The 21,379-nt window shown below is 64.7% G+C and carries 19 protein-coding genes; 11 read left to right on the forward strand and 8 right to left on the reverse strand.

Features of this window, described 5'->3' with window-relative positions:
- Positions 1-4: 4 nt before the first annotated feature.
- The 7 genes from ABDW49_RS21055 to ABDW49_RS21085 all read right to left on the reverse strand — a co-directional run bounded on the left by ABDW49_RS21055 (position 5) and on the right by ABDW49_RS21085 (position 9,006).
- Positions 5-2,179 carry a TonB-dependent receptor gene (locus ABDW49_RS21055; protein WP_343614956.1) on the reverse strand — a complete coding sequence of 725 codons (2,175 nt, stop codon included), beginning with the start codon at positions 2,177-2,179 and terminating at the stop codon, positions 5-7.
- Between the two features lie 246 nt (positions 2,180-2,425).
- Positions 2,426-3,589: a M20 aminoacylase family protein gene (locus ABDW49_RS21060; protein ID WP_343614958.1), complete on the reverse strand. Its 1,164-nt coding sequence runs from the start codon at positions 3,587-3,589 to the stop codon at positions 2,426-2,428.
- Positions 3,586-4,083: an Lrp/AsnC family transcriptional regulator gene (locus tag ABDW49_RS21065; RefSeq protein WP_068091128.1), complete on the reverse strand. Its 498-nt coding sequence runs from the start codon at positions 4,081-4,083 to the stop codon at positions 3,586-3,588. Before ABDW49_RS21065 ends, ABDW49_RS21060 begins: the two co-directional genes overlap by 4 nt.
- Before the next feature lie 39 nt (positions 4,084-4,122).
- Positions 4,123-5,502 (reverse strand): aminotransferase class III-fold pyridoxal phosphate-dependent enzyme, encoded by a 1,380-nt coding sequence (locus tag ABDW49_RS21070; RefSeq protein WP_343614962.1) that lies wholly within the window; start codon positions 5,500-5,502, stop codon positions 4,123-4,125.
- A 143-nt stretch (positions 5,503-5,645) separates the two neighbouring features.
- Positions 5,646-6,716, reverse strand: a complete 1,071-nt coding sequence (locus tag ABDW49_RS21075) for a tartrate dehydrogenase (protein WP_343614964.1) — start codon at positions 6,714-6,716, stop codon at positions 5,646-5,648.
- Complete coding sequence (locus tag ABDW49_RS21080; protein ID WP_343614965.1) at positions 6,713-8,176, reverse strand: NAD-dependent succinate-semialdehyde dehydrogenase; 1,464 nt, start codon at positions 8,174-8,176, stop codon at positions 6,713-6,715. Before ABDW49_RS21080 ends, ABDW49_RS21075 begins: the two co-directional genes overlap by 4 nt.
- A gap of 11 nt (positions 8,177-8,187) precedes the next feature.
- Positions 8,188-9,006, reverse strand: coding sequence for a GNAT family N-acetyltransferase (locus ABDW49_RS21085; RefSeq protein WP_343614967.1), 819 nt, complete (start codon positions 9,004-9,006; stop codon positions 8,188-8,190).
- Between the two features lie 356 nt (positions 9,007-9,362).
- Between ABDW49_RS21085 and ABDW49_RS21090 the strand changes: the two genes are divergently transcribed.
- The 9 genes from ABDW49_RS21090 to ABDW49_RS21130 all read left to right on the forward strand — a co-directional run bounded on the left by ABDW49_RS21090 (position 9,363) and on the right by ABDW49_RS21130 (position 17,221).
- Positions 9,363-10,298, forward strand: a complete 936-nt coding sequence (locus ABDW49_RS21090) for an ABC transporter permease (protein WP_245654062.1) — start codon at positions 9,363-9,365, stop codon at positions 10,296-10,298.
- Entirely contained in the window at positions 10,295-11,161 is an 867-nt protein-coding gene (locus tag ABDW49_RS21095; RefSeq protein WP_343614972.1) for an ABC transporter permease, read from the forward strand. The genes ABDW49_RS21090 and ABDW49_RS21095 overlap by 4 nt, the downstream gene beginning before the upstream one ends.
- The gene (locus ABDW49_RS21100; RefSeq protein WP_343614974.1) at positions 11,158-13,005 is read left to right on the forward strand and encodes an ABC transporter ATP-binding protein; all 1,848 of its coding nucleotides are present in this window, start codon (positions 11,158-11,160) and stop codon (positions 13,003-13,005) included. Before ABDW49_RS21095 ends, ABDW49_RS21100 begins: the two co-directional genes overlap by 4 nt.
- Positions 13,006-13,238: 233 nt before the next feature.
- Positions 13,239-13,970: a DUF4198 domain-containing protein gene (locus tag ABDW49_RS21105; protein WP_068091140.1), complete on the forward strand. Its 732-nt coding sequence runs from the start codon at positions 13,239-13,241 to the stop codon at positions 13,968-13,970.
- A gap of 39 nt (positions 13,971-14,009) precedes the next feature.
- A complete protein-coding gene (locus tag ABDW49_RS21110) occupies positions 14,010-14,390 on the forward strand; it encodes a hypothetical protein (protein WP_343614978.1) in 381 nt (126 codons plus the stop codon).
- Between the two features lie 127 nt (positions 14,391-14,517).
- Entirely contained in the window at positions 14,518-15,165 is a 648-nt protein-coding gene (locus tag ABDW49_RS21115; RefSeq protein WP_245654063.1) for a HupE/UreJ family protein, read from the forward strand.
- A complete protein-coding gene (locus ABDW49_RS21120) occupies positions 15,162-15,782 on the forward strand; it encodes a hypothetical protein (protein ID WP_343614980.1) in 621 nt (206 codons plus the stop codon). The genes ABDW49_RS21115 and ABDW49_RS21120 overlap by 4 nt, the downstream gene beginning before the upstream one ends.
- 60 nt (positions 15,783-15,842) lie before the next feature.
- Complete coding sequence (locus ABDW49_RS21125) at positions 15,843-16,511, forward strand: haloacid dehalogenase type II (protein ID WP_343614981.1); 669 nt, start codon at positions 15,843-15,845, stop codon at positions 16,509-16,511.
- Between the two features lie 8 nt (positions 16,512-16,519).
- Positions 16,520-17,221, forward strand: a complete 702-nt coding sequence (locus tag ABDW49_RS21130) for a cupin domain-containing protein (RefSeq protein ID WP_343614983.1) — start codon at positions 16,520-16,522, stop codon at positions 17,219-17,221.
- Between the two features lie 60 nt (positions 17,222-17,281).
- On the opposite strand, the gene ABDW49_RS21135 is transcribed toward ABDW49_RS21130, so the two are convergent.
- A complete protein-coding gene (locus tag ABDW49_RS21135; RefSeq protein ID WP_343614985.1) occupies positions 17,282-18,799 on the reverse strand; it encodes an ABC transporter substrate-binding protein in 1,518 nt (505 codons plus the stop codon).
- A gap of 433 nt (positions 18,800-19,232) precedes the next feature.
- Here ABDW49_RS21135 and ABDW49_RS21140 point away from each other — a divergent pair, with 433 nt between their 5' ends.
- Together ABDW49_RS21140 and ABDW49_RS21145 are read left to right on the forward strand one after the other, a co-directional pair.
- Complete coding sequence (locus ABDW49_RS21140) at positions 19,233-20,366, forward strand: heparan-alpha-glucosaminide N-acetyltransferase domain-containing protein (RefSeq protein ID WP_343614987.1); 1,134 nt, start codon at positions 19,233-19,235, stop codon at positions 20,364-20,366.
- 127 nt (positions 20,367-20,493) lie between these two features.
- Positions 20,494-21,360 carry a GNAT family N-acetyltransferase gene (locus ABDW49_RS21145; protein ID WP_343614989.1) on the forward strand — a complete coding sequence of 289 codons (867 nt, stop codon included), beginning with the start codon at positions 20,494-20,496 and terminating at the stop codon, positions 21,358-21,360.
- Positions 21,361-21,379 lie beyond the last annotated feature (19 nt).

Here is a 21,379-nt window from a genome sequence, read left to right on the forward strand (position 1 = left end):
CCGCTTACATCTTATAGGCCAGATGCACCATGAACTGGCGCGGCGCACCGGGCATCAGCCAGATCCGCGAGTAGGAACTGGGGAAATAGGAGACGTTGAAAAGATTGGTGACTTCACCCGACAGCTTCAACTTCTCGGTCAGCGAGAGCGAGGCCGAGACGCGGGTCAGCGTGTAGCTGGGGAGCATGAACATCGCGCCGCTGGCGTTGCGATAGCCCGTTTCGCCCACACGCTGGCCAACGTAATTGATCCCGGCGCCGATATCCGCCTTCTTGCCCGCCAGCGTGAAATCCTTGAACAGCAGCGCGCTGGCGCTGTTCTTGGGCACGTTGATCAACTGATCGCCCTTGTGGAGCGAATAGCCGAAGTTGGGATCGATCGCGTCCTGATCGATGATCGCGTCGGTATAGGCATAGTTGAGGTCCACCCGGAAACCATAGGGCAGCTTGCCGCTGACCGAGGCCTCGACACCCCGGCTGCGCGCCTTGCCCGCCGCGATCGAGAAGCCCGCATTGACCGGATCGGCGGTCAGCACATTGGTCTTGGTCATGGTGTAGAGCGCCAGCGAGGCCAGCAGCGCATTGTGGAAGGCCGAGAGTTTGCCGCCAACCTCCCAGGCCGTGGTTTTTTCCGGCAGGAAGGCGTTGTTGTTGGCATCGGTGCCGATGTTGGGCCGGAAGCCCTTGCCGAAGCTGCCATAGAGCGTGAGCGACTGGGTGGGCAGAATGCTCAGGCCGAGCTGCGGGCTGAAGGCATCGCGGGTCTGGCGTGACCAGGCGGTGGTCAGGCGGTTGAGGACGATCTGGTCGAAATGGTCGTAGCGGCCGCCGGCGCGCAGCTTCAGCCAGTCGGTGACATCGATCATGTCCTGAAGATAGGCGCCGCCTTCCTCATCCTTCTCGATGCTGTTGATGAAGGCACCGGTCGTCGGCAGATTGCCATAGACCGGATTGTAGATGTTGATCGCATTGCCGGCGGCCAGCGTCGTCTGCGCGGCCACCGCGGGCGGACGGAAGCGGGTCTGGATCGTGTCGAGCGTGAAGTAGTTCCAGTCCGCACCGATCTGCAGATTATGCGTCAGGCCGAAGGTCTCGGCCTTGCCGTCGACTTCGCCGCGGAAGGTCAGGTCGGTGGTGTTGTAATCGCGATAGCGGCGCTGGCGCGACAGATTGGTGCTGTCGGTGTAAAAACGCTGACGGCTGGTGGTGTTCTCCGCCTCGGTGGCATAGCCGCTGAAGGAGGAGGTGCGATAGGAGGCGCCCAGCAGCACCGTCCAGTTCTTGCTGAAGCTGTGCTGCATCTGGAGCTGATGGCTGAAGCTCTCGGTGGTGATGGGGCCATCGCCCGGCTCGCCCAGAAAGCGCGTGCGGGGAATGGCGTAGAGATTGCCGTTGACCGCCACGATGCCGCGATCGAAGGGCACCTGCTGATGGACCCATTCGAAATCGTAGGACAGCTTGGTGGCATCGTTGAGCTGCCACAGGAATGATGGCGAGATCGTATAGGTCTTGTGATGCATATATTGGCGATAGCTGTCGCCTTCATCGTAAGCCCCGGTGATCCGTGCCGCGAATTTCGAGGTGAGCGCGACATTGACGTCACCCTGCACGCGGCGGTTGTTGTAGCTGCCGCCCGAAAGCTGAAGTTCTCCGCCATTGGTGAAATACGGCTTCTTGGTGATGATGTTCACCGCGCCGCCCGGATCGCCGCGACCGAAGAGGGCCGAGGTCGGTCCCTTGATCACCTCGATCCGTTCGATGTTGGAGGCATCGCGCGCGCCGCCATACCCGCGTGAGGCGCTGAAGCCGTTGAGCAGATAATTGCTCGACTGGCTTTCGTCGCCGGCAAAGCCGCGAATGGCATAGCTGTCGAACAGGCCGCCGAAATTGTTCTGGCGTGCCACGCCCGCCACGAAATCAAGCGCGCCCGACAGGGTGGTCAGCCCGGCGTCCTGCAGGATTTTCGCATCCATCGTCTGGACGACTTGCGGCAGTTGCTTGAGGGGCGTGGTGCCCAGATAGGGCTGGCGCATCCCGGTGACGGTGATGCTTGTGGTATCGTCCCTGGACTCTGTGGCCGGTTCATCCGCGGCCTGGGCGCAGGCGGGGATCGATGCGGCTGCGATGGCGGCCGTGGCGCAGAAAAGCTGAATTCGAAGCGTGGATCTGGATGTGCGCATGGTAACCCCCGGACGAGCAATCGATGATGCCTTCCTTCTGGTTTCGCGAAGATGCGATGGTGGGGAGGCGCGATGCCCTCTCGGCGGGCGCCTTTGATCGCATCTTCTGCAACCGGTGTTGGCACGACCGAGTATGAGCGCAGCTTATAGAATTAGATTGCAATGTGAGGCCCGGCAGACCGCATTATCGCTGAATGAGCGGGTGGTTTACGCAGGAAATGCTGCCGGGCCCTTTGAGGCGCGCGATCAGGATTCGGGCAGCCGCGACACAACAAGCGCAGTCAACAGCGCTACACCCTGAACGATGACACTATCATTAAAATCATAGCGCGGATGGTGCAGCGGCTGATTGTGATCGGGGGCTTTCTGGCCCAGCCAGATATAGGCGCCGGGGCGCTGCTGAAGCATGAAGGAGAAGTCCTCCGAGGTGAAGGCGGGCACAGGCGCTTCGGCCACATCGTCGGACACCAGACGGGCGGCCTCGAGCACATCGCGGGCGGCATCGGCATCGTTGATCGTGGCGGGATAATAGCGATCATAGTCGACGCGGATGACCGTCTCGGTGGAGGCGGCAACGCCCTGCGCCATGGCGTGGATCGAGGCCTCGATACGGTCCTGGATCTCGGGATCGAAGGTTCTGACGGTGCCCATGATCTCGCAGCTTGCGGGGATCACATTATGGGCATGACCGCCCGCGATCTTCGTCACCGACAGCACGGCGGCCTGCGTGGCCGGGACGCGGCGCGAGACGATCGTGTTGAGCTGCTGGACCAGATCGGCCGCCGCCAGCAAGGCGTCGGGCGTGTCATGAGGCAGCGCGGCATGGCCGCCGCGTCCCTCGATGGTGATCTGGAACTTGTCGGCCGAGGCCATGATCGGGCCGGGGCGGGTGCGGATGGCGCCTGCGGGCAGGTCGGGCCAGTTGTGGATGGCAAAGACCTGCTCGCACGGGAACAGATCGAACAGGCCGTCGCGGATCATTTCGCGCGCGCCGCCCTGTCCTTCCTCGGCGGGCTGGAAGATGAAGGCGACCGCACCGGAAAAGCCGCCCTGTGCCGCCAGATGGCGCGCGGCCCCCAGCAGCATGGCGGTGTGGCCGTCATGCCCGCAACCATGGAATGCGCCCGCATGGGTACTGGCATGGGGCAGCCCGGTTTGTTCGTCAAAGGGCAGGGCGTCCATATCGGCGCGCAGACCGATCATGCGGTTGGACGTGCCCCTTCGCAGGACACCCACCACGCCCGTCCCGCCAAGCCCGGTGGTCACCTCAAGCCCGAGCGTGCGCAGCGCATCGGCGACGATGCCGGCGGTGCGATGCTCGCAAAAGCCGAGTTCGGGGTGGGCGTGAATGTCGCGGCGCAAGGCGGTCAGATCCGGCACAAGGGCCGCGATCCCGTTCAGATCGATCATTGCATCTGCTCTTCAAACAGCGTTTCGATGGGATCGTGGCACTTGATGACCGGCGATTTGATCACAATGAAGCTGAAATATTTTTCGATGCCGAAATCCCCTTCAAGGATTTCCTCGATCACGGCCTGATAATGCGAGACGTCGCGCGTGATGAATTTGACGAGATAGTCGTAACCGCCGCTGACCAGATGGCATTCGACGATCTCGCTGACATTGGCGGCCCGCTGCTCGAACTTGGTGAAATCGCGGATGCGGTGGTCTTTGAGCGTCACCTGCGTGAAGACCGTCAGGGTGGAGCCCAGCTTGGCCAGCGCGAGCTGGGCTCTGTAACCGATGATGAAGCCGGCCTTTTCCAGCCGCTTGACCCGCGCAAGGCACGGGCTGGGCGACAGGCCGACCGCATCGGCGAGATCAACGTTCGACATGCGGCCGTTACGCTGGAGCTGCGCGAGGATCCTGAAATCCAGTCGATCAAGTTTTGGATTAAGGCTCATCGCGTTGTGCTTCTCCCGCTCTTATTGGCTGAACTCCTGTCAGGCGATGGCCGCCCGGACTTCAGCATGATCCAGCACATCGTCCAGCGTCGCGCGCAGACGCTGCAACAAGGTGTCCATATCGTCTTCGTCACAACTGAGCGCTGGGGCCAGGCCGATGGTGCCATCGCCGAAAGCCCGGAAGATCAGGCGCCGCTCATAAGCCGCGCGGGACAGTCTGTCGGAGATGTTAAGTGCTGATGTAAATGGGGTTTTTGCCACCTTGTCGGCCACCAGCTCGATCCCTGCCAGCATGCCTGCCGTGCGAATGTTGCCCACCAGCGGATGATCGGCCAGCGCCGCCAGACCCTGCTCCAGTTGCACGGCGCGCACCTGCCCGTTGGCCAGAATCCCGCCCTGCAGATAAAGATCCATGACTGCGAGCCCCACGGCCGCGCTGACCGGGTGCCCCGAATAGGTCTGCCCATGGCCGATGGGCAGATGGTTGTCAGGCCCATCGGCCATTCCGGCATAGATTTGTTCGCTCATCAGCACCGCCCCCATCGGAGCATAACCTGCTGTCAGCCCCTTGGCGAGGGTCATAAGATCGGGCGTTACCCCCTCGCTCTCGCAGGCGAACATCGGACCGGTGCGGCCAAAGCCGGTGATGACCTCATCGGCGACGAACAGAATGTCCAGCTCGCGGCAGGTTTCGCGGATGGCCTTGAGCCAGCCTTTGGGCGGTACGATGACGCCCGCCGATCCCTGAACCGGCTCGGCAAAAAAGGCCGCGACATTCTCCGCGCCCAGTTCCTCGACCTTGGCTTTCAATTGGGCGACCGACAGGTCGATCACCGCCTGCGGGTCTTCGCCCACCGGGCTGCGATAAGGATAGGGGGCCGGAATATGATGCTGCCAGCGATGCGGCACATCGAACTGCCGGTGGAAGGCAGGCAGGCCGGTCAGCCCCGCGCCATTGCTCGACGAACCGTGATAACCCTTGTCGAGCGCGATCATATGCTTCTTGGCCGGGCGGTCCGTGGCATTGAAATAATGGACAATAAAGCGGATCGCGGAATCGACGGCATCCGAACCGCCCAGCGTGAAATAGACCCTGTCCAGCCCCGGAGGCGACAGGTCAGCCAGCCTCTCGGCCAGGCGGATCGCGGGTTCGCTGGCGAAGGAGAAATAGCCGGTGGCATAGGGCAGCCGGCGCATCTGCTCGCTGGCGGCGGCCACGATGCTTTCCTGGCCATAACCGACATTGACGCACCACAGGCCGGCGAAGGCATCGAGCAACTCGCGCCCTTCCGCATCGGTCAGATACATGCCCCTGGCCGATGACAGCACGGTCGCGCCGCGCCTTTCATGGGCGCGATAGGCCGAAACGGGGTGGATCAGGTGGCGACGGTCGCTTTCGATCAGGGAGTTGGCAAGCATGGGACCTCTCGGGTGGTGTCGTCCTGCCCAGTCTATCCCCTTGGCAAAGCGAGATGCCCTGAATTCCCGGCCAGAGCGGAGCGCGGCGTGCCGAACTTCGCCGCGCTCCGGCATTTTATGCTGCCCATGGCCGGGCCGACGACTCAGCCGATGTTGCTGACGATGGCCTTGCCGCATTCCAGCGTCGATGCGCCGCCCGCCAGATCGCGCGTGCGCCCTGCGGGCGTGGCCAGCACCGTCTCGATGGCGCGCAGGATCGAGGCCGAGGCCTCCAATTCTCCCAGATGTTCCAGCATCATGGCCGCCGACCAGATCTGGCCGACCGGATTGGCGATGCCCATGCCCGCAATGTCGGGCGCTGATCCATGCACCGGCTCGAACACCGAGGGGATCGAGCGATCCGGGTTGATGTTGCCGCAAGGCGCGATGCCGATGGTGCCGGTGCAGGCCGGGCCCAGATCGGACAGGATGTCGCCGAAGAGGTTGGAGGCCACCACCACATCGAACCGGTCGGGGTTCATCACGAATTGGGCGGTCAGGATGTCGATATGGTATTTGTCGGTGCGGACATCGGGGTAGGCCTTGGCCATTTCCTCCACGCGCCCGTCCCACCACGGCATGGTGATGGCGATGCCGTTCGACTTGGTGGCCGAGGTCAGATGCCTGCGGGGCCGCGCCTGCGCCAGATCGAAGGCATAGCGCAGGATGCGGTCGGTGCCATGGCGGGTCATCACCGTTTCCTGCAGCACGATCTCGCGCTCGGTGCCGGGGAAGGAGATGCCGCCGATGGCCGAATATTCGCCCTCGGTGTTCTCGCGCACGATCATCATATCGATGTCGCCCGGCTTGCGGCCCGCCAGCGGGCAGGGCACGCCGGGCATCAGCCGCGCGGGGCGCAGATTGACATAGAGATCATATTCACGCCGGAACTGGATCAGCGAGCCCCACAGCGAGACGTGATCGGGCACCGTCTCGGGCCAGCCGACCGCGCCGAAGAAGATGGCGTCGACATCGCCGATCCGCGCCTTCCAGTCTTCGGGCATCATGGTGCCATGCTGCGCGTAATAATCGCAGGAGGCGAAGTCGTGCCATTGCTGCTCGATGGTGATGCCATGGGCGGCTGCTGCGGCTTCAAGCGCGCGCACGCCCTCGGGCATCACCTCCTTGCCGATGCCGTCGCCGGCCAGCACGGCGATGCGATAGGTCTTGCTCATGCCCCGAATCCTTTCAGGCCGGCCCAATGGAAGGCCTTGGTTTCCAGATATTCCTCGATCCCCTCACGCCCGCCTTCACGCCCCAGCCCGGAGGCCTTGATGCCGCCGAAGGGCGCCATTTCCATGGCGATGGCACCGGTGTTTAGGCCGACCATGCCGAACTCCAGAGCCTCGCCCACACGCCAGGCGCGGTGCAGATCATTGGTGTAGAAATAGCTGGCGAGGCCGAAAGGCGTGGCATTGGCCATGGCCACCGCCTCTTCCTCCCGCTCGAAGCGGAACACCGGGGCGAGGGGCCCGAAGGTCTCCTCACTGGCGAGCCGCATCTCGGTGGTGGCGCCGGTCAGCAGAACGGGCCGCGCGAAGGTCGGCAGGCCGGGGGCGGGGGATTGGGCCGCGATCCGGCCGCCAAGGGCCAGGGCATCCTCCAGATGGGCATGGACCTTGTTGGCTGCCGCAGGGTTGATCAGCGGGCCGATGGTGGTCGTGCTGTCGCGTCCGTCTCCTACTTTCAGCGCGCTCACCGCCTCGCCCAGCCGCGCGACGAAGCGGTCATGGATGCCCGCCTGCACCAGAATGCGGTTGGCGCAGACGCAGGTCTGGCCGGCATTGCGGAACTTGCTGGCCATGGCGCCGGCGACCGCGGCGTCCAGATCGGCATCGTCGAAGACGATGAAAGGCGCATTGCCGCCCAGCTCCAGACTGAGCCGCTTGAGCGTTCCCGCCGACTCCCGCATCAGCAGCGAGCCGACCCGCGTCGAGCCGGTGAAGGAGAGTTTGCGCACCACGGGGCTGGCGGTCAGCGCGCCGCCGATGCCCTCGGGCAGGCCGGTGACGATGTTGACCACCCCCGCCGGAATGCCCGCCCGCTGGGCAAGAAGGCCCAGCGCCAGCGCGGTGAAGGGCGTCAGCTCCGAGGGCTTGATGACCACCGTGCAGCCCGCCGCCAGAGCCGGGGCGATCTTGCGCGTGATCATCGCCGCCGGGAAATTCCATGGCGTGATGATCGCGCAGACACCGACCGGCTCCTTCAGCGCCAGAATGCGGCGGTCAGGGGTCGGTGCGGGGATATCATGGCCGGAGATGCGGCGCCCCTCGGCGGCAAACCATTTGACGAAGGAGGCGGCGTAACCGATCTCGCCTTCCGCCTCGGCCAGCGGCTTGCCCTGTTCGGCGGTCATGATCCGCGCCAGATCCTGCTTGCTGGCCAGGATCAGCTCATGCCATGTTTCCAGCAGGGTGGCCCGCTCATCGGCGGTGCGTGCTTTCCAGGCGGGCAGGGCGTTCTGCGCGGCGAGGATGGCTTCCCGCGTTTCATCCGCCCCGCAGGAGGGCACGGTGCCGATCGTCAGGCCGGTGGCCGGATTGATGACATCCAGCGCCTCCCCTCCGGCGGAGGAGCGCCAGTGCCCGTCGATCAGGCAGGCCTGAACGAACAGCGATGCGTCGCGAAGATCCATGATGTCCTCCATCAGAACAGCGCCTGGCTGATGATCCCGAAGGACCGGCCCGGACGCGATGGCGTGGGTTCGTCGCCGCGCACCATGGTGACGAAGCGATGGACCCGGACAAGGCCCAATTCCTCCAGCCAGTCGCTCAGCCCGCATTCGCCCGGAATGTCGAGGCGCATGAATTCGCCGCTGCGCGACCCCAGCCATTGCGCGATCAGGCCCTTGGCGCGGTCCTTGTCCGGCGCGACCACCGGGCCGACGACGTAACCCCGCCCGAAACGGCGGAAGAGCGCGAAGCCGGTCACCTCGCCATCCGAATCGAGCACGACGCCATGCCCCTTGTCGAGCACCGCCGCCATGATCGAGGGGCGCTCGAGTCCCGTGGCTTCCTGCGCCAGAGCGGTGACCTTGTCCCGGTCCCGTTCGCCCATCGGCCGGATGCGCTCACCCTCGCCCAGCGGCAGGAGGGGTACGCTGAAAGACGTACCCTGATGCTGAAGGATTTCCGATATGCCGTTGAAACCGAATTTGCGGAACATCGGGAGGCCGCCATGATTGGCATTGAGCAGGACGCTGCGCTGGCCGATCTGGTCGAGCACATTGTCCATCACGATCCGCCCGATCCCGCCGTTCCGAAATGGCTTGGCGACGATGAACATGCCAAGCGTCGCGCAATCCTGCCCGTGCAGCCACCACATCGCGGAACCGATGATCTGGCCGCCCATTTCCGCGACGGTTCCCGCGCCCAGCGCCAGGGCGCTCGCAATATCCTGCTTGCGGTGCGGCCATTGCTCACCCACCGACAGGGCATGGACCGAGGCCACGTCCGTTGCGGTCATCGGACGAAGCTTCAGCCTGCGGTCCGGCATTGTCGCCATCGAATACTCCTGTGCGTTGATGCTGTCGCATCGCGATCTCTTGGCTTTGCTTTACAGGCGAATGGCAAGCATTCGCTGCCGCGCATGGGGCGGCTTCCAGTTCAATCCGTCGGATACGCGGCGTGATCCGGAATATCATGCCGGAACTTTGGCGTATCATGCTGCCGGGGCAGAGTCGGCCAGACAGACATAAGCGGCCGATTCTTCGCCATACCGTCCGGTTTTTTCAAGGGAGAACAGGCGTGCGGGGCATGCGAATCCAGGCAGATTCCAGACAGACGATTGTGCCGTGAATGGCTGATCGCTGGATCATGGGCATGATCGCGAAACGGGTCGGCGGCGCGCTGCTGACGCTGTTTCTGCTGTCGCTTGTCGTCTTTGCCATGTCCCTGCTGATGGGCGGCGACGCGGCAGAGGCGATGCTGGGGCAGAATGCCACGCCCGAGGCTTTGGCGGGGCTGCGCGCGGCGATGCATCTCGATCAGCCCTCATGGCAGCGTTATCTGGGCTGGCTGGGGGGCTTGCTCCGGGGGGATCTGGGGGTTTCGCTGATCACGAAGCTGCCGGTCTCCACGCTGCTGGCGCCGCGCCTTCTGGCCTCGCTGCAACTGGCGGGGTTGACCGCCGCGGTGTCGGTGCCCCTGGCGCTGTTTCTGGGCATTCTGGCGGCTGTCCGGCGCGGATCGCTGCTGGACCGGGTGATCAGCATGGCCACCATCGGCGTGGTGTCGGTGCCGGAATTCGTCATCGCCACGCTGATGGTGCTGATCTTCGCGGTGCGGTTGCATTGGCTGCCCGCGCTGTCCTCGTCCCGCGACTTTTCCTCGCTGCATGATGTGGTGCGTGTGTTCACCATGCCGGTGATTTGTCTCGCCTGCGTCGTGATGGCGCAGATGATCCGCATGACCCGCGCCGCCGTCTGCGACGCGCTCGACAGCAGCTATGTCGAGGCGGCAAGGCTGAAAGGCGTGCCGCCCCGCCGTCTGGTGCTGGGGCACGCACTGCCCAATGCGATCGGGCCGATCGTCAATGCCGTCGCGCTCAGCCTGTCGGTGCTGCTGGGCGGGGTGATCGTGATCGAGGTAATCTTCAACTATCCCGGCGTGGCCCGACTGATGGTGGACGCCGTCAGCACCCGCGACCTGCCCCTGATCCAGACCGTCGCCATGATTTTCTCCGCCGCCTATCTGATGCTGGTGACCAGCGCGGATATCGTTGCCATCCTTTGCAATCCCAGGCTGCGCCATCGATGAACACAGTGCCAAAATCCGGGGTGCCCTATGGGGCGCAGGCCCCCAAAATCCGGCGTCGGCGGATGAATGTCTCGCTGCTGCTCGGGGGAGCGACGATCATCTTCTGGCTGATCGTTGCCCTTGTCGGGCCGATGGTGGCGCCCCATGCGCCGGGTCAGGTCGTCGATCTCGACGTGTTCAGCCCGGCCAGCAGCGCCTTGCCGCTGGGCAGCGACTATCTGGGCCGCGATGTTCTGAGCCGGATGCTGATCGCGTCGCGTTTTACCGTGTCGATCGCTTTGCTGGCGACGCTGCTTGCGGCCACCACCGGTGTGTTCTGCGGCCTGCTGGCAGCGAGCAGCGGCTGGATCGACACGATCCTGAGCAAGCTGTTCGACACGCTCAGCGCCGTGCCGTCGCTGATGTTCGGGCTGGTCGTCATCGGATCGCTGGGGGCTTCCATTCCGGTTCTGGTGGGGACGCTGGCCACGGTCTATTCGCCGGGCGCCTTCCGCACGTCGCGCGCGCTGGCCCGCAACATTGCCGTGCTTGATTTCGTCACCGTCGCGCGGGCGCGGGGCGAGACGCTGCCCTATATCGTGCTGCGCGAGATCCTGCCCAATCTTGTGGGGCCGCTGGCCGCCGATTTCGGGCTGCGCTTTGTCTTTGTCACCCTGCTGCTCAGCGGCTTGAGTTTTCTGGGGCTGGGGGTGCAGCCGCCCAATGCCGATCTGGGGGCTCTGGTGCGCGAAAACATCGCCGGGCTGGGCTTCGGCGCGGCCGCCGTGCTGGTGCCGACCTTCGCCATCGCCTCGCTGACCATCGGTATGAACATGGTGATCGACGCCGTTTCGGGCGGGCGCCGCGCGGGAGGACGCCGATGAGCCTGTCAGGCGATCCGCTGGTCAGATTGACCGGGCTGGAGATTTCGGTGCGCGACGCGCAGGGGCAGGACAAGATCATCGTCCGCGATATCTCGCTGGAGGTTCAGCCCGGCGAGGTGCTGGCGCTGATCGGGGAATCGGGCTCGGGCAAGACCACCATCGCGCTCTCCATGCTGGGCTATACGCGCGGGGCGTGCCGCATCTCGGGCGGAACGGTCGAGGTGGCGGGGCACCGGCTCGACAGCTTGCCGGAGGCGCGGTTGCAGGGCCTGCGCGGCCGGGTGGTGTCCTATGTCGCGCAGAGCGCGGCGGCGGCTTTCAATCCCATGCTGCCGATCATGCGGCAGGTGATCGAACCGGCGCTGGTCCATGGGCTGATGACGCGCGAGGCGGCAGAGGACAAGGCGCGCGGCCTGTTCCGCGCGCTGGCGCTGCCGCGCCCGGATACGGTGGGCGACCGCTATCCGCATCAGGTATCGGGCGGGCAGTTGCAGCGGTTGATGGCGGCGATGGCTCTGATCACCGATCCGGCGCTGGTGATCTTCGATGAGCCCACCACCGCGCTTGACGTGACCACCCAGATCGAGGTGCTCAAGGCCTTCAAGGCGGTGGTCAGGGAGCTGGGGACGACGGCGGTCTATGTCAGCCACGATCTGGCCGTGGTGGCGCAGATCGCGGACCGGATCTGCGTGCTGCGCGACGGCATGGTGCAGGAACAGGGCCGGGTTGAGGAGATCCTGTTCCATCCCCGGCAGGATTATACGCGCGCGCTGGTCGCGGCGGCGGCGGCCCGCGTTCCGGCGGCCCCCATGCCCGATCTGCCGCGTGATGCCGGCGATCCGCCGTTGATCCAGATGCGCGATGTTGTCGCCGGCTATGGCGGGGTGGATGCGCAGGGCAATCCGCAGGTGCGCATCCTCGACGGGGTCAGCTTTGCCATTGAGCGCGGCAAGGTGCTGGGTGTGATCGGCGAATCGGGCAGCGGCAAAAGCACTCTGGCGCGCGTGGTGGCAGGGTTGCATGCCCCGGCATCGGGGCGGGTCAATCTCGACGGCTATACGCTTGAGGGCGAGATCCGGCATCGCGACAAGGAGCAGTTGCGCCGGGTCCAGCTTGTGTTCCAGAATGCCGATACAGCACTCAACCCCGCAGTATCGGTGGGGGAGGCGATCGGCCGCCCGCTGACCTTCTTCCATGCTCTGCGAGGGGCGGACCGAAAGGCCGAGGTCGCCCGCTTACTGGATCTGGTCAGGCTGCCTGCCGCGCTGGCGGGTCGCTTGCCCGGAGAATTGTCGGGCGGGCAGAAACAGCGGGTCAATCTGGCCCGCGCGCTGGCCGCCCGGCCCGATCTGCTGCTGTGCGACGAGGTCACCTCCGCGCTCGACCCGGTGGTTGCCGAGGCGGTGCTCGATCTGTTGATCGATCTGCGCCGCGAGCTGGGGCTGGCCTATATGTTCATCACCCATGACATCGGCATCGTTCGGGCCATCGCCGATGAGGTGATGGTGCTTTACGGCGGCGTCCCGGTGGAGCTGGCCTCGCATGAGGCGCTCGAAGGGCCCTTGCATCATCCCTATACCAGGCTGCTGATGGCCTCGGTGCCCGAATTGCGGCCCGGTTGGCTGGAGGCCGCGAACAGCGCCTTTTCATGCGGATCGACGCCGGGCGCCGGCCATGCGGCGGGATGCCGCTTCTTTCAGCGCTGCGCGGTTTCGCATCCGGGGCTCTGCGATGTGCTCGATCCTGCGGTCCATGTCGGTGCCGGACAGACGATCGCCTGCCATCGCGGCTTTGATGGCTTGCAGGCGACGCTTGGCATCGCACAGGGCGCGGTACCGGCGTGACCGAGGCTCGGATGCTGTCGGCAGGATATGCCGGTGAGTGCTTTCTCCGGCATGCCCCCCTTGAATGGCAGGCAGGCATGGCATCCCTTCAAGGTCTGGTAGATCATGCTGTGGATGTCCCGTCTAAAGCGGCGATGTGCTCCTGAGCGCCATCAAAAAGGCGGAATCCTTTCGTCTATCCGGACTAGTCTTTCCGGGTCAGATCCAGTTTCAAACCGGGAGTCACCAACGCCATGCGCAGGTCCAAACTCGTTATCGCAGCGAGCCTTTTCGCCAGCTTCGCCAATGTGCCCGCCGATGCCCATGCCGTGTGGTTCGCCCAGCGCGCGCGCCAGACCGCGCTGATCTATGGCGTGGGGGCCGATGACCTCGATTCCGTCAAGCGTTTCTCCTTCATCGAGAAGATGGGCGGCTATGATGCCAATTATCAGCCGATCAAGGCCACGCCGCGCATCGCCGGGCCGATCGTGTTGGTGGACAGCGAGCAGCAGCCCACCCTGCTTTCCGTGGTGTTCTTCAACGGCATCTGGTCGCGCGTGAACGGCGAGTTCGAGCCCAAGGGCCGTGACGAGGCGCCGACCTCGACCCTTTCGGAAAAGAACTACAAATATTCGGTCGCCATCATGGGCCCGCTCGACAAGCCGATCCCGGCCTTGCCCGATCAGGTGCTGCAGATCGTGCCGGTCGGCGCCATTCCCGCGCTGCTCGGCAGCAAGATGACCTATCAGGTGCTTTACAAGGGCAAGCCCGCGGTCGGCGCCACGGTCATCAACGATCTGGTCAACGACCCCGATCAGACGCCCGTCACCACCGATGCCGAGGGCAAGGTGACGATGGTGGTGCGCAATCAGGGCCTCAACGTGCTGGAGGCGGTCTTCGTCAGTCCGACCGACAATCCTAAGAAGTACGACCGGATCGAGAATTCGGCGACGCTGACCTTCACCCTCGCTCACAAGCCCGAATAATCAGGCCCGAATAATCAGGCCCAACACCGGAGTCGTTTCATGACCAATCGTCTTGCGGCTTGCGCCGCGCTTGCCCTTTCGTTGTCGGTGGCGTCGCCGGTGCTGGCCCATGGTTTCACCAAGCCCCAGCATGGCGGCATCGTGACCACCAGCGGCGAAACGCTGTTCGAACTGGTGGCCAAGCCTGCTGGTGTCCAGCTCTATGTCATCGATGACGATGAGCCGGTCGCGGCCTCGGGCATGACCGCCAGCCTGACCACCAACACCGGTGGCAAGACGCAGAATGTGCCGCTCAAGCCGGCGGCGGGCAATCGCTTCGATGGCCCCGCGCTCAAGCTGGCGCCGGGCGCGAAGGTTGCCGTCATGGTGATCAACAAGACCAGCCAGGCGCATCTGGGCGGCACCTTCATCATCAAGTGAGGCATGCGCGTCCGGTGTTCCTCAAGGGGATACCGGGCCGGCGTTTCCAAAGGGGAGAGGCGGGATGAGATTCCCGGCAAGGGCGGCCTGTGCCGTCGGCTCAATCGCGTTCGGCCTGTCGGCGCTGATGGCGCATCCGGCTCTGGCCCATGGCGTGTCGTCGGGCGACAAGGCCTATATCCAGACCCATCCGGGGATCAACATCATCCCCTACATCTACCTGGGCGCCAAGCATATGGTGACCGGTTATGACCATCTGCTGTTTCTTTTCGGGGTGATTTTCTTTCTCTATCGCCTGAAGGATGTCGGCAAATATGTGACGCTGTTTGCGGTCGGCCACAGCACCACGCTGCTGCTGGGCGTGCTGGCCAATATTCGCGCAGATTCCTTCATTGTCGACGCGATCATCGGTTTCTCGGTGGTCTATAAGGCGCTCGACAATCTGGGGGCCTTTCGCAAGATTCTGGGCTTTGAGCCCAACCCCAAGGCGGCGGTGCTGATCTTCGGCTTCTTCCACGGTTTTGGCCTGGCCACCAAATTGCAGACCCTGTCGCTCTCGCGCGAGGGACTGTTTGCCAATCTGGTCAGCTTCAACGTCGGGGTGGAAATGGGCCAGTTCATCGCTTTGAGCATCATCCTGATCCTGATGACCCTGTGGCGCCGCACGCGCAGCTTCGAGCGCAATGTCGTGATCGCCAACACCCTGCTGATGACCGCCGGCCTGGTGCTGGTCGGTTTCCAACTCACCGGATTTGCCATGGAGAGCGGCTCGTGACCTCCCAGACCCTTCTCAACCCGACCATCCCCTATCAGGCCGAAGGCAGCACCATCCTGCGCGCGACAGCAGCGGCGGTGGTGGCGGGGGCGGCGATCCTCACGCTTTTCGTGCTGCCCGCCGAATACAACATCGACCCCACCGGGGTCGGCCACAAGCTCGGTCTGACCGCGCTGAGCGGCGCGATGGAAGATGCCGAGCCCGCCGCCACTGTGGCCTCGACGCAGGCCGCCGCCGCGCCGGTCAAGGTCGGCCCGCAGACCCGCGACAGCATCATCCGCGCCACGCCCTATCGCGAGGATCAGATGACGCTGACCATCGCCCCGCATGCCGGTGCCGAGATCAAGGCCGAGATGCAGACGGGCGACCAGTTCGTCTTTTCCTGGACCGCGAGTGGTCCGGTGAAGATGGACATGCATGGCGAGACGTCGATGACCGCCAGCGAAGCCACCACCTACTGGAAGGAAAAAGGCCTGAGCGCGGCGCAGGGCAGCCTGATGGCGCCCTTCAACGGCATTCACGGCTGGTACTGGCGCAATCAGGGCGAGACGCCCGTGACGCTGACGCTCAAGACCAGCGGTTTCTATCGCAAGCTCATTCGCCCGCCGGTGAACTGACCGGGCATGCCCTGAACGGTTTCACGGTCAGGGCGCGGCACATATGGAAGGGGGCACCCCATGGCTTATCTGAAGCCCAAATTCATCACGTTCGACTGCTACGGAACGCTCATCAACTTCGAGATGGCCCCGGTGGCCCGGCAGGTCTACGCGGACCGTCTGGCCGGTGAGGCGCTCGAAGCCTTCTGCCGCGACTTTTCGGCCTATCGCCTCGATGCGGTGCTGGGCGCCTGGCGCCCCTATGCGCAGGTCGTGGCCGAAGCGCTCCAGCGCTCGTGCAGGAAATCGGGGATCGACTATCGCGACAGCGATGGCGAGGCGCTCTATGCGGCGGTGCCGACGTGGAAGCCCCACCCCGATGTCGTTGCGCCGCTCAAGCGCATTGCGGGCGAGATCCCGCTGGTGATCCTGTCGAATTCGATGGTCGATCTGATCCCCCACAGCGTCGAAAAGCTGGAAGCGCCGTTCCACACCGTCTGCACCGCGCAGGAAGCGCAGGCCTACAAGCCGCGCATGAAGGCCTTCGAATTCATGTTCGACACGCTGGGTTGCGGGCCGCAGGATGTGCTGCATTGCTCATCCAGCTTCCGCTACGATCTGATGACGGCCTTCGACATGGGCATCACCATGAAAGCTTTCGTCAATCGCGGGCATGAGCCGCTCAATCCCTATTATCAGGTCCATGAAATTCCCGATATCGGCGGCCTGCCGGGGCTGGTCGGGCTGTGAGCGGCGTGATGACGCAAGCTGCCGTCGGCGCGGTGATCGACCTGCGTGCCTATGCGCGGGGGACAGCCCCCGCGCATGACTGGCTGACCGAGCGGGCCGCACCAGCCTTTGCCGACGGCGCGGCGCAGGTCGCGGCGCTGGCCCCGCGCGGCAAGGGGCGGGTGGAGACCCTGGGTGCGGATGAGTTCGTGATCGTGCTGGCAGGCCGCCTCGATCTGGATCTCGGCGATCGCGCGCTGACCGTGCCGACCGGCGCCAGTTGCGTGCTGCCGGTGGGCAGCAGCTTTGGCTGGCAGGCCGGCGAGGATGCCCTGCTGGTGATTGTCAGCGCTCCGGCGGATGCCGTGGGAACACAGGACGGACCGGTCATCATCGATGAGACGGCGCCGCTCAGCCCGTCCAACCCGCCGCTGGCCGAGCTGCTGCTGGGGCCGACGCCCTCGTGCCGCAACCATTCGGACTATTGGTCGGCCACGCGCGAATTTGTCTGCGGCACCTGGGATTCCACGCCCTATCACCGCAAGCAGAACCCCTATCGCCAGATCGAGCTGATGCATCTGCTGGAGGGCAGCGTCACCTTCACCGATGCCCATGCCAGCGTCACCCACAAGGCCGGCGATGTCATTCTCTTCGTGCGCGGCGAAGGCTGCGCCTGGCTGAGCGAAGAGCATGTGAAGAAGGTTTACGCCACCCAGCGTCCGGCCGCCTGACGATCAACTTAACACCCTGACGGCGCGGCGTGATCGATCACGCCGCGCCGTTTTGCTGTGTCAGGCATCCTCAAGCCAGACATGCGACGCAAAGTCATAGCCCATCAGCCCGCCCTGAGACCGCGATGCCATGCCCTTCACGCGCGGCGTGTAGGCGTCGATCATGTTGAGGAACAGCGGGATGCCGACGCCCGCCTCGCGGTGGACCATCCTCTGCATCTCAGCATAGATGGTGTGGCGCAGGCCTTCGTCGGTCGATCCGCGTGCTTCCAGCAGCAGCCGGTCGAACCGCTCGTTGCGCCAGCCTGACTCGTTCCAGGCCGCATGCGAGGCATAGAGCTGGGTGAAGATGATATCCGCCGTGGGCCGCCCGTTGAGATTGCCGAAACCGACCGGATCCTTCATCCAGTTATGTGCCCAGTAGCCATCGGTGGGGCGGCGCTGGATGTCGAGGCCGATGCCCGCCTTGCCCGCCGCATTCTGCATCAGCATGGCCATATCCTCCGAATGCACCGCCGCGCCCGACACCACGACCGGTATCCTGGCCCCCGCCAGCCCCGCCTTGCGGAACAGATGGGCGGCGCGATCCGGGTCGAAGGGGCGCTGGGGCAGGCTCGGGTCGAAATAGCGGTTGGTCGGCGGGATGGGGTGATCGTTGGCGATCGTCGCATAGCCGCGAAAGATCACCTGCTGCATCGCCTCGCGGTCCATCAGCAGCTTCATGCCCTCGACAAAGGCCGGTGAGCGGCCCGGACGCTGGTCCAGCCGCATCACCAGATCGGTGTAGCCGCCCGATTTGCTGGACAGCAGCTTGAGCCCGGTTTCGCTCAGGCGCCGGGCCATGCGCGGATTGACCTCGGAAATCAGGTCGACATCATGCGACAGCAGGGCGTTGATTCGTGCGCTTTCGTCGGAAATGGCAAACAGCTCGACCTCGCCCAGCCGGACGGGGCCGCGCCAGTAATCGTCGTAACGGGTGGAGATCGAGCGCACGCCGGGGTTGAATTCGGCGCAGCGGAAGGGCCCGGTGCCATTGGCGGTGGTGAAGGATCGCGTCTGGTCGCGCACGATCATGAACTGGGGGATGCCCAGAATGGCGGGCAGGTCGGCGTTGGGCGCCGTCAGCGTGATGCGGACGCCGTCCTCGCCGAAAGGGGCGACCTCCTCGAACTGCGACATGAAGGTGCGGGCCGTCGATCCGACCGAGGGGTCTTTATGGCGGCGCAGGGAATAGACGACATCGGCCGGGGTCAGCGGCTTGCCGTCGTGAAAGCGCACGCCCTGGCGCAATTTCAGCGTCCAGACGCGGCCATCCTTGCTGTCGATGGCCTCGGCCAGCGCGGGCTCGGGCCGCAGGTTTTCATCAAGCTTGATGAGCCCGTCATAGAACATGTTGCAGCGGCAATAATCCATCACCGCCATCTGGCGGGCCGGGTCGATCGTGTCCGCCGTGGAGCTGGTGGCGCCCGCGACCCGAATACGCCCGCCCTTGACCGGCTGCCGCCTGCTGGCGGAGGTGCAGCCCGCGACCAGCAGGCTGGCGGCGCTGCTGCCCAGGAAGCCGCGGCGATCGAACATGTGGGCCTTCATACTGCCAAATCTCCCCATGCCGGACGGCATGATGCGGTCCATGCCGCAAGGCATGATGCTTTACGGCTCGCCTACGGGGCTTGCCGCCTGGCCTATCTTCGCGTGCAAGCGCCGGTAGTGTGTGCCGATTGTCGCCTTCTCCTCGCCGTCTTCCTGTCGATTTGGGTCATCCCCGCCGCATGGCATGCTGTCTCCGGCCGCATGTGGCATGACGGCAGCAAATTCTGCAATCGGGCGATCCTACCGCATGGTGGCCGCTTGCCGCAGTGACATTCGGAATATGTTGCCAGAAAAATCCGCTTTAATGGTTCGGCCGACGATGGCGTCGGCAGAAGCGAAAGAGCATGAGATGGGCGCAGCAACAGCCGCGGCGTTAGGGTCGCAAACCTCCGAACACGTTCTGCCCAAGGCCCTCGTGACCGTGAAGACGCGTCTGCAGAACATCGATGCCCTGCGTGGCTTCGTGATGGTGCTGATGCTGCTGGATCACACGCGCGAAACCTGGTTTCTGCAGGTGCCCGTCACCGATCCGGTCGATGCGCGCACCATCCTGCCGGCCATCGCTTTCGCCCGTCTCGCGGTCAGCTTCTGCGCGCCGATCTTTGTCGCACTGACCGGCCTTGGCGTGTTCCTGTTCCATCGCACCCACACCTTGCAGGAAACCACCGCCTATCTCTTCAAGCGCGGCCTGCTGCTGATGGCGATCGAGGTGTTCTATCTCTCGCCGATCTATTGGGGCATCGCCAAGCCGACGCTGTGGCTTCAGGTGATCTGGTGTATCGGCGTCTGCATGATCATTCTGGCCGGGCTGATCCGCCTGCCGCGCCCGGTGCTGATCGGGCTGGGGCTGGTGATCGTCTGCGGGCACAATCTGCTCGACGGCATTCATCTGACGCCTGACAATCCCTTCTTCATCCCCTGGGCAGAGCTGCATCAGCGTGACGCGATCGCGCTGCCCTTCGGTCTGGTCGCCAAGGTCAGCTATCCCATTCTCGCCTGGGTGGGCGTGATCGCGCTGGGCTATGGCATCGGGCCGTGGTTTGCGCCCGACACCGCGCCGGAGCTTCGTCAGCGCCGCCTCGTCATTCTGGGCCTTGCCCTGCTGGCCGCCTTTGTCGCGCTGCGCCTGAACAATGGCTATGGCGACCACTCCTGGTTCACGGTCGAGGGCAGCCCGCTGCGCACGGCCATCAGCTTCCTCTCGCTGACCAAATATCCGCCCTCGCTCGACTTCCTGCTGCTGACGCTCGGCGTCGGGGCGATCCTGCTCACCGTGCTGGAGCGGATGGGGGATGCGCCCTTGGTGCGGGCCCTCGGCGTCTTCGGCGGAGCACCGATGTTCTTCTACATCCTGCATCTCACCACGCTGCGCCTGCTGTATCACACGGCCTTCGCGATCTGGGGCCCCAACAAGGGGCCGCTGTTCGGGCTGGACAGCTATGGCTGGGTGCTGGTCTGGTATGTCGGGCTGATCGTGCCCTTCTACCTGCCCACCGCCTGGTATTCGCGCCTCAAGAAGCGCCGCCGCGACATCACCTGGCTCCGATATTTCTGACATCGGGCAATGGGCCTCGCCCCGGCAGCATCTGCCGCATTCTCCCGGAATCCGGCAGATGTCACCGCGTAAGGTCATTATGATGCCATGGCAGCGGCATGGCTGCTGACAGGACAAAGGGCGCATCATGGTTCACTTGTCGATCGATCACGCCACGCAGGAGGCGATCCGGCTGGTTCCGATGTGCGAGCAGCATCTGGATCAGGCGCATGATCTCTCCCGCGCGCTGAACTGGCCCTATCGGCGCGAGGACTGGGTCTTCGCGCTTGACCTTGGCCACGGGCTGGTTGCCGAACATAAGGGGCAGGTGCTGGGGACGGCGCTGTGGTGGCTGTATGGTGACGATGTGGCCTCGGTCGGCATGGTCATCGTCTCGCCGCAGGCGCGGCGGCAGGGGATCGGCGCCCGGCTGATGGACGCGTTGCTGGCCCGGCTTGAGGGGCGACGCATCGTGCTCAATGCCACGCCCGATGGCCTGCCCCTCTATGAGCGGCTCGGCTTCCTGCCTTGCGGCGCGGTGCACCAGCATCAGGCGGTGCTGACCGCGGCGCCACGCATCGACAGCGATGCGACCATCCGCCCCCTCGGCCCCGATGACCTGGCGGCGCTGCGCGCGCTGGACAGGGCCGGGAGCGGGATGGATCGCGACGGCTTGATCGCGGCGCTGCGCGCCATCGGCCAGATCAAGGTGCTGGAGCGCGATGGCGTGGTGCAGGCCTATGGCTGCGCGCGCGTCTGGGGGCGTGGTGTGGTGATCGGCCCTGTCGTGGCGGAAACGCGCGAGGACGCGCAGAGCATCATCGCGGCGCTGACCGCTGACCACGAAGGCGGGTTCCTGCGCATCGACGTCACGCGCCGCAGCGACCTGTCGCCCTGGCTGGAGGCCATCGGCCTGCCGCAGGTCGATGCGGTGGTGGCCATGGCCAAGGGACCGCCCACCGACCCGTCCGGCCGCCTGGCGGTCTTCGCGCTTGCCAACCAGTCGCTGGGTTAGCCCTCTTGTTGTCCATAGG

It is taken from the genome of Novosphingobium sp. (assembly GCF_039595395.1).
Taxonomy (GTDB): Bacteria; Pseudomonadota; Alphaproteobacteria; order Sphingomonadales; family Sphingomonadaceae; genus Novosphingobium.

What these genes read in the sequence shown, in the direction of transcription:
- ABDW49_RS21095 (WP_343614972.1), top strand. Translation starts at nt 10,295, where the DNA reads ATGAACACAGTGCCAAAATCCGGGGTGCCCTATGGGGCGCAGGCCCCC.
- ABDW49_RS21145 (WP_343614989.1), top strand. Translation starts at nt 20,494, where the DNA reads ATGGTTCACTTGTCGATCGATCACGCCACGCAGGAGGCGATCCGGCTG.
- ABDW49_RS21090 (WP_245654062.1), top strand. Translation starts at nt 9,363, where the DNA reads ATGATCGCGAAACGGGTCGGCGGCGCGCTGCTGACGCTGTTTCTGCTG.
- ABDW49_RS21105 (WP_068091140.1), top strand. Translation starts at nt 13,239, where the DNA reads ATGCGCAGGTCCAAACTCGTTATCGCAGCGAGCCTTTTCGCCAGCTTC.
- ABDW49_RS21080 (WP_343614965.1), bottom strand. Translation starts at nt 8,176, where the DNA reads ATGGATCTTCGCGACGCATCGCTGTTCGTTCAGGCCTGCCTGATCGAC.
- ABDW49_RS21125 (WP_343614981.1), top strand. Translation starts at nt 15,843, where the DNA reads ATGGCTTATCTGAAGCCCAAATTCATCACGTTCGACTGCTACGGAACG.
- ABDW49_RS21085 (WP_343614967.1), bottom strand. Translation starts at nt 9,006, where the DNA reads ATGACCGCAACGGACGTGGCCTCGGTCCATGCCCTGTCGGTGGGTGAG.
- ABDW49_RS21070 (WP_343614962.1), bottom strand. Translation starts at nt 5,502, where the DNA reads ATGCTTGCCAACTCCCTGATCGAAAGCGACCGTCGCCACCTGATCCAC.
- ABDW49_RS21065 (WP_068091128.1), bottom strand. Translation starts at nt 4,083, where the DNA reads ATGAGCCTTAATCCAAAACTTGATCGACTGGATTTCAGGATCCTCGCG.
- ABDW49_RS21100 (WP_343614974.1), top strand. Translation starts at nt 11,158, where the DNA reads ATGAGCCTGTCAGGCGATCCGCTGGTCAGATTGACCGGGCTGGAGATT.
- ABDW49_RS21055 (WP_343614956.1), bottom strand. Translation starts at nt 2,179, where the DNA reads ATGCGCACATCCAGATCCACGCTTCGAATTCAGCTTTTCTGCGCCACG.
- ABDW49_RS21130 (WP_343614983.1), top strand. Translation starts at nt 16,520, where the DNA reads ATGACGCAAGCTGCCGTCGGCGCGGTGATCGACCTGCGTGCCTATGCG.
- ABDW49_RS21075 (WP_343614964.1), bottom strand. Translation starts at nt 6,716, where the DNA reads ATGAGCAAGACCTATCGCATCGCCGTGCTGGCCGGCGACGGCATCGGC.
- ABDW49_RS21110 (WP_343614978.1), top strand. Translation starts at nt 14,010, where the DNA reads ATGACCAATCGTCTTGCGGCTTGCGCCGCGCTTGCCCTTTCGTTGTCG.
- ABDW49_RS21135 (WP_343614985.1), bottom strand. Translation starts at nt 18,799, where the DNA reads ATGTTCGATCGCCGCGGCTTCCTGGGCAGCAGCGCCGCCAGCCTGCTG.
- ABDW49_RS21115 (WP_245654063.1), top strand. Translation starts at nt 14,518, where the DNA reads ATGGCGCATCCGGCTCTGGCCCATGGCGTGTCGTCGGGCGACAAGGCC.
- ABDW49_RS21060 (WP_343614958.1), bottom strand. Translation starts at nt 3,589, where the DNA reads ATGATCGATCTGAACGGGATCGCGGCCCTTGTGCCGGATCTGACCGCC.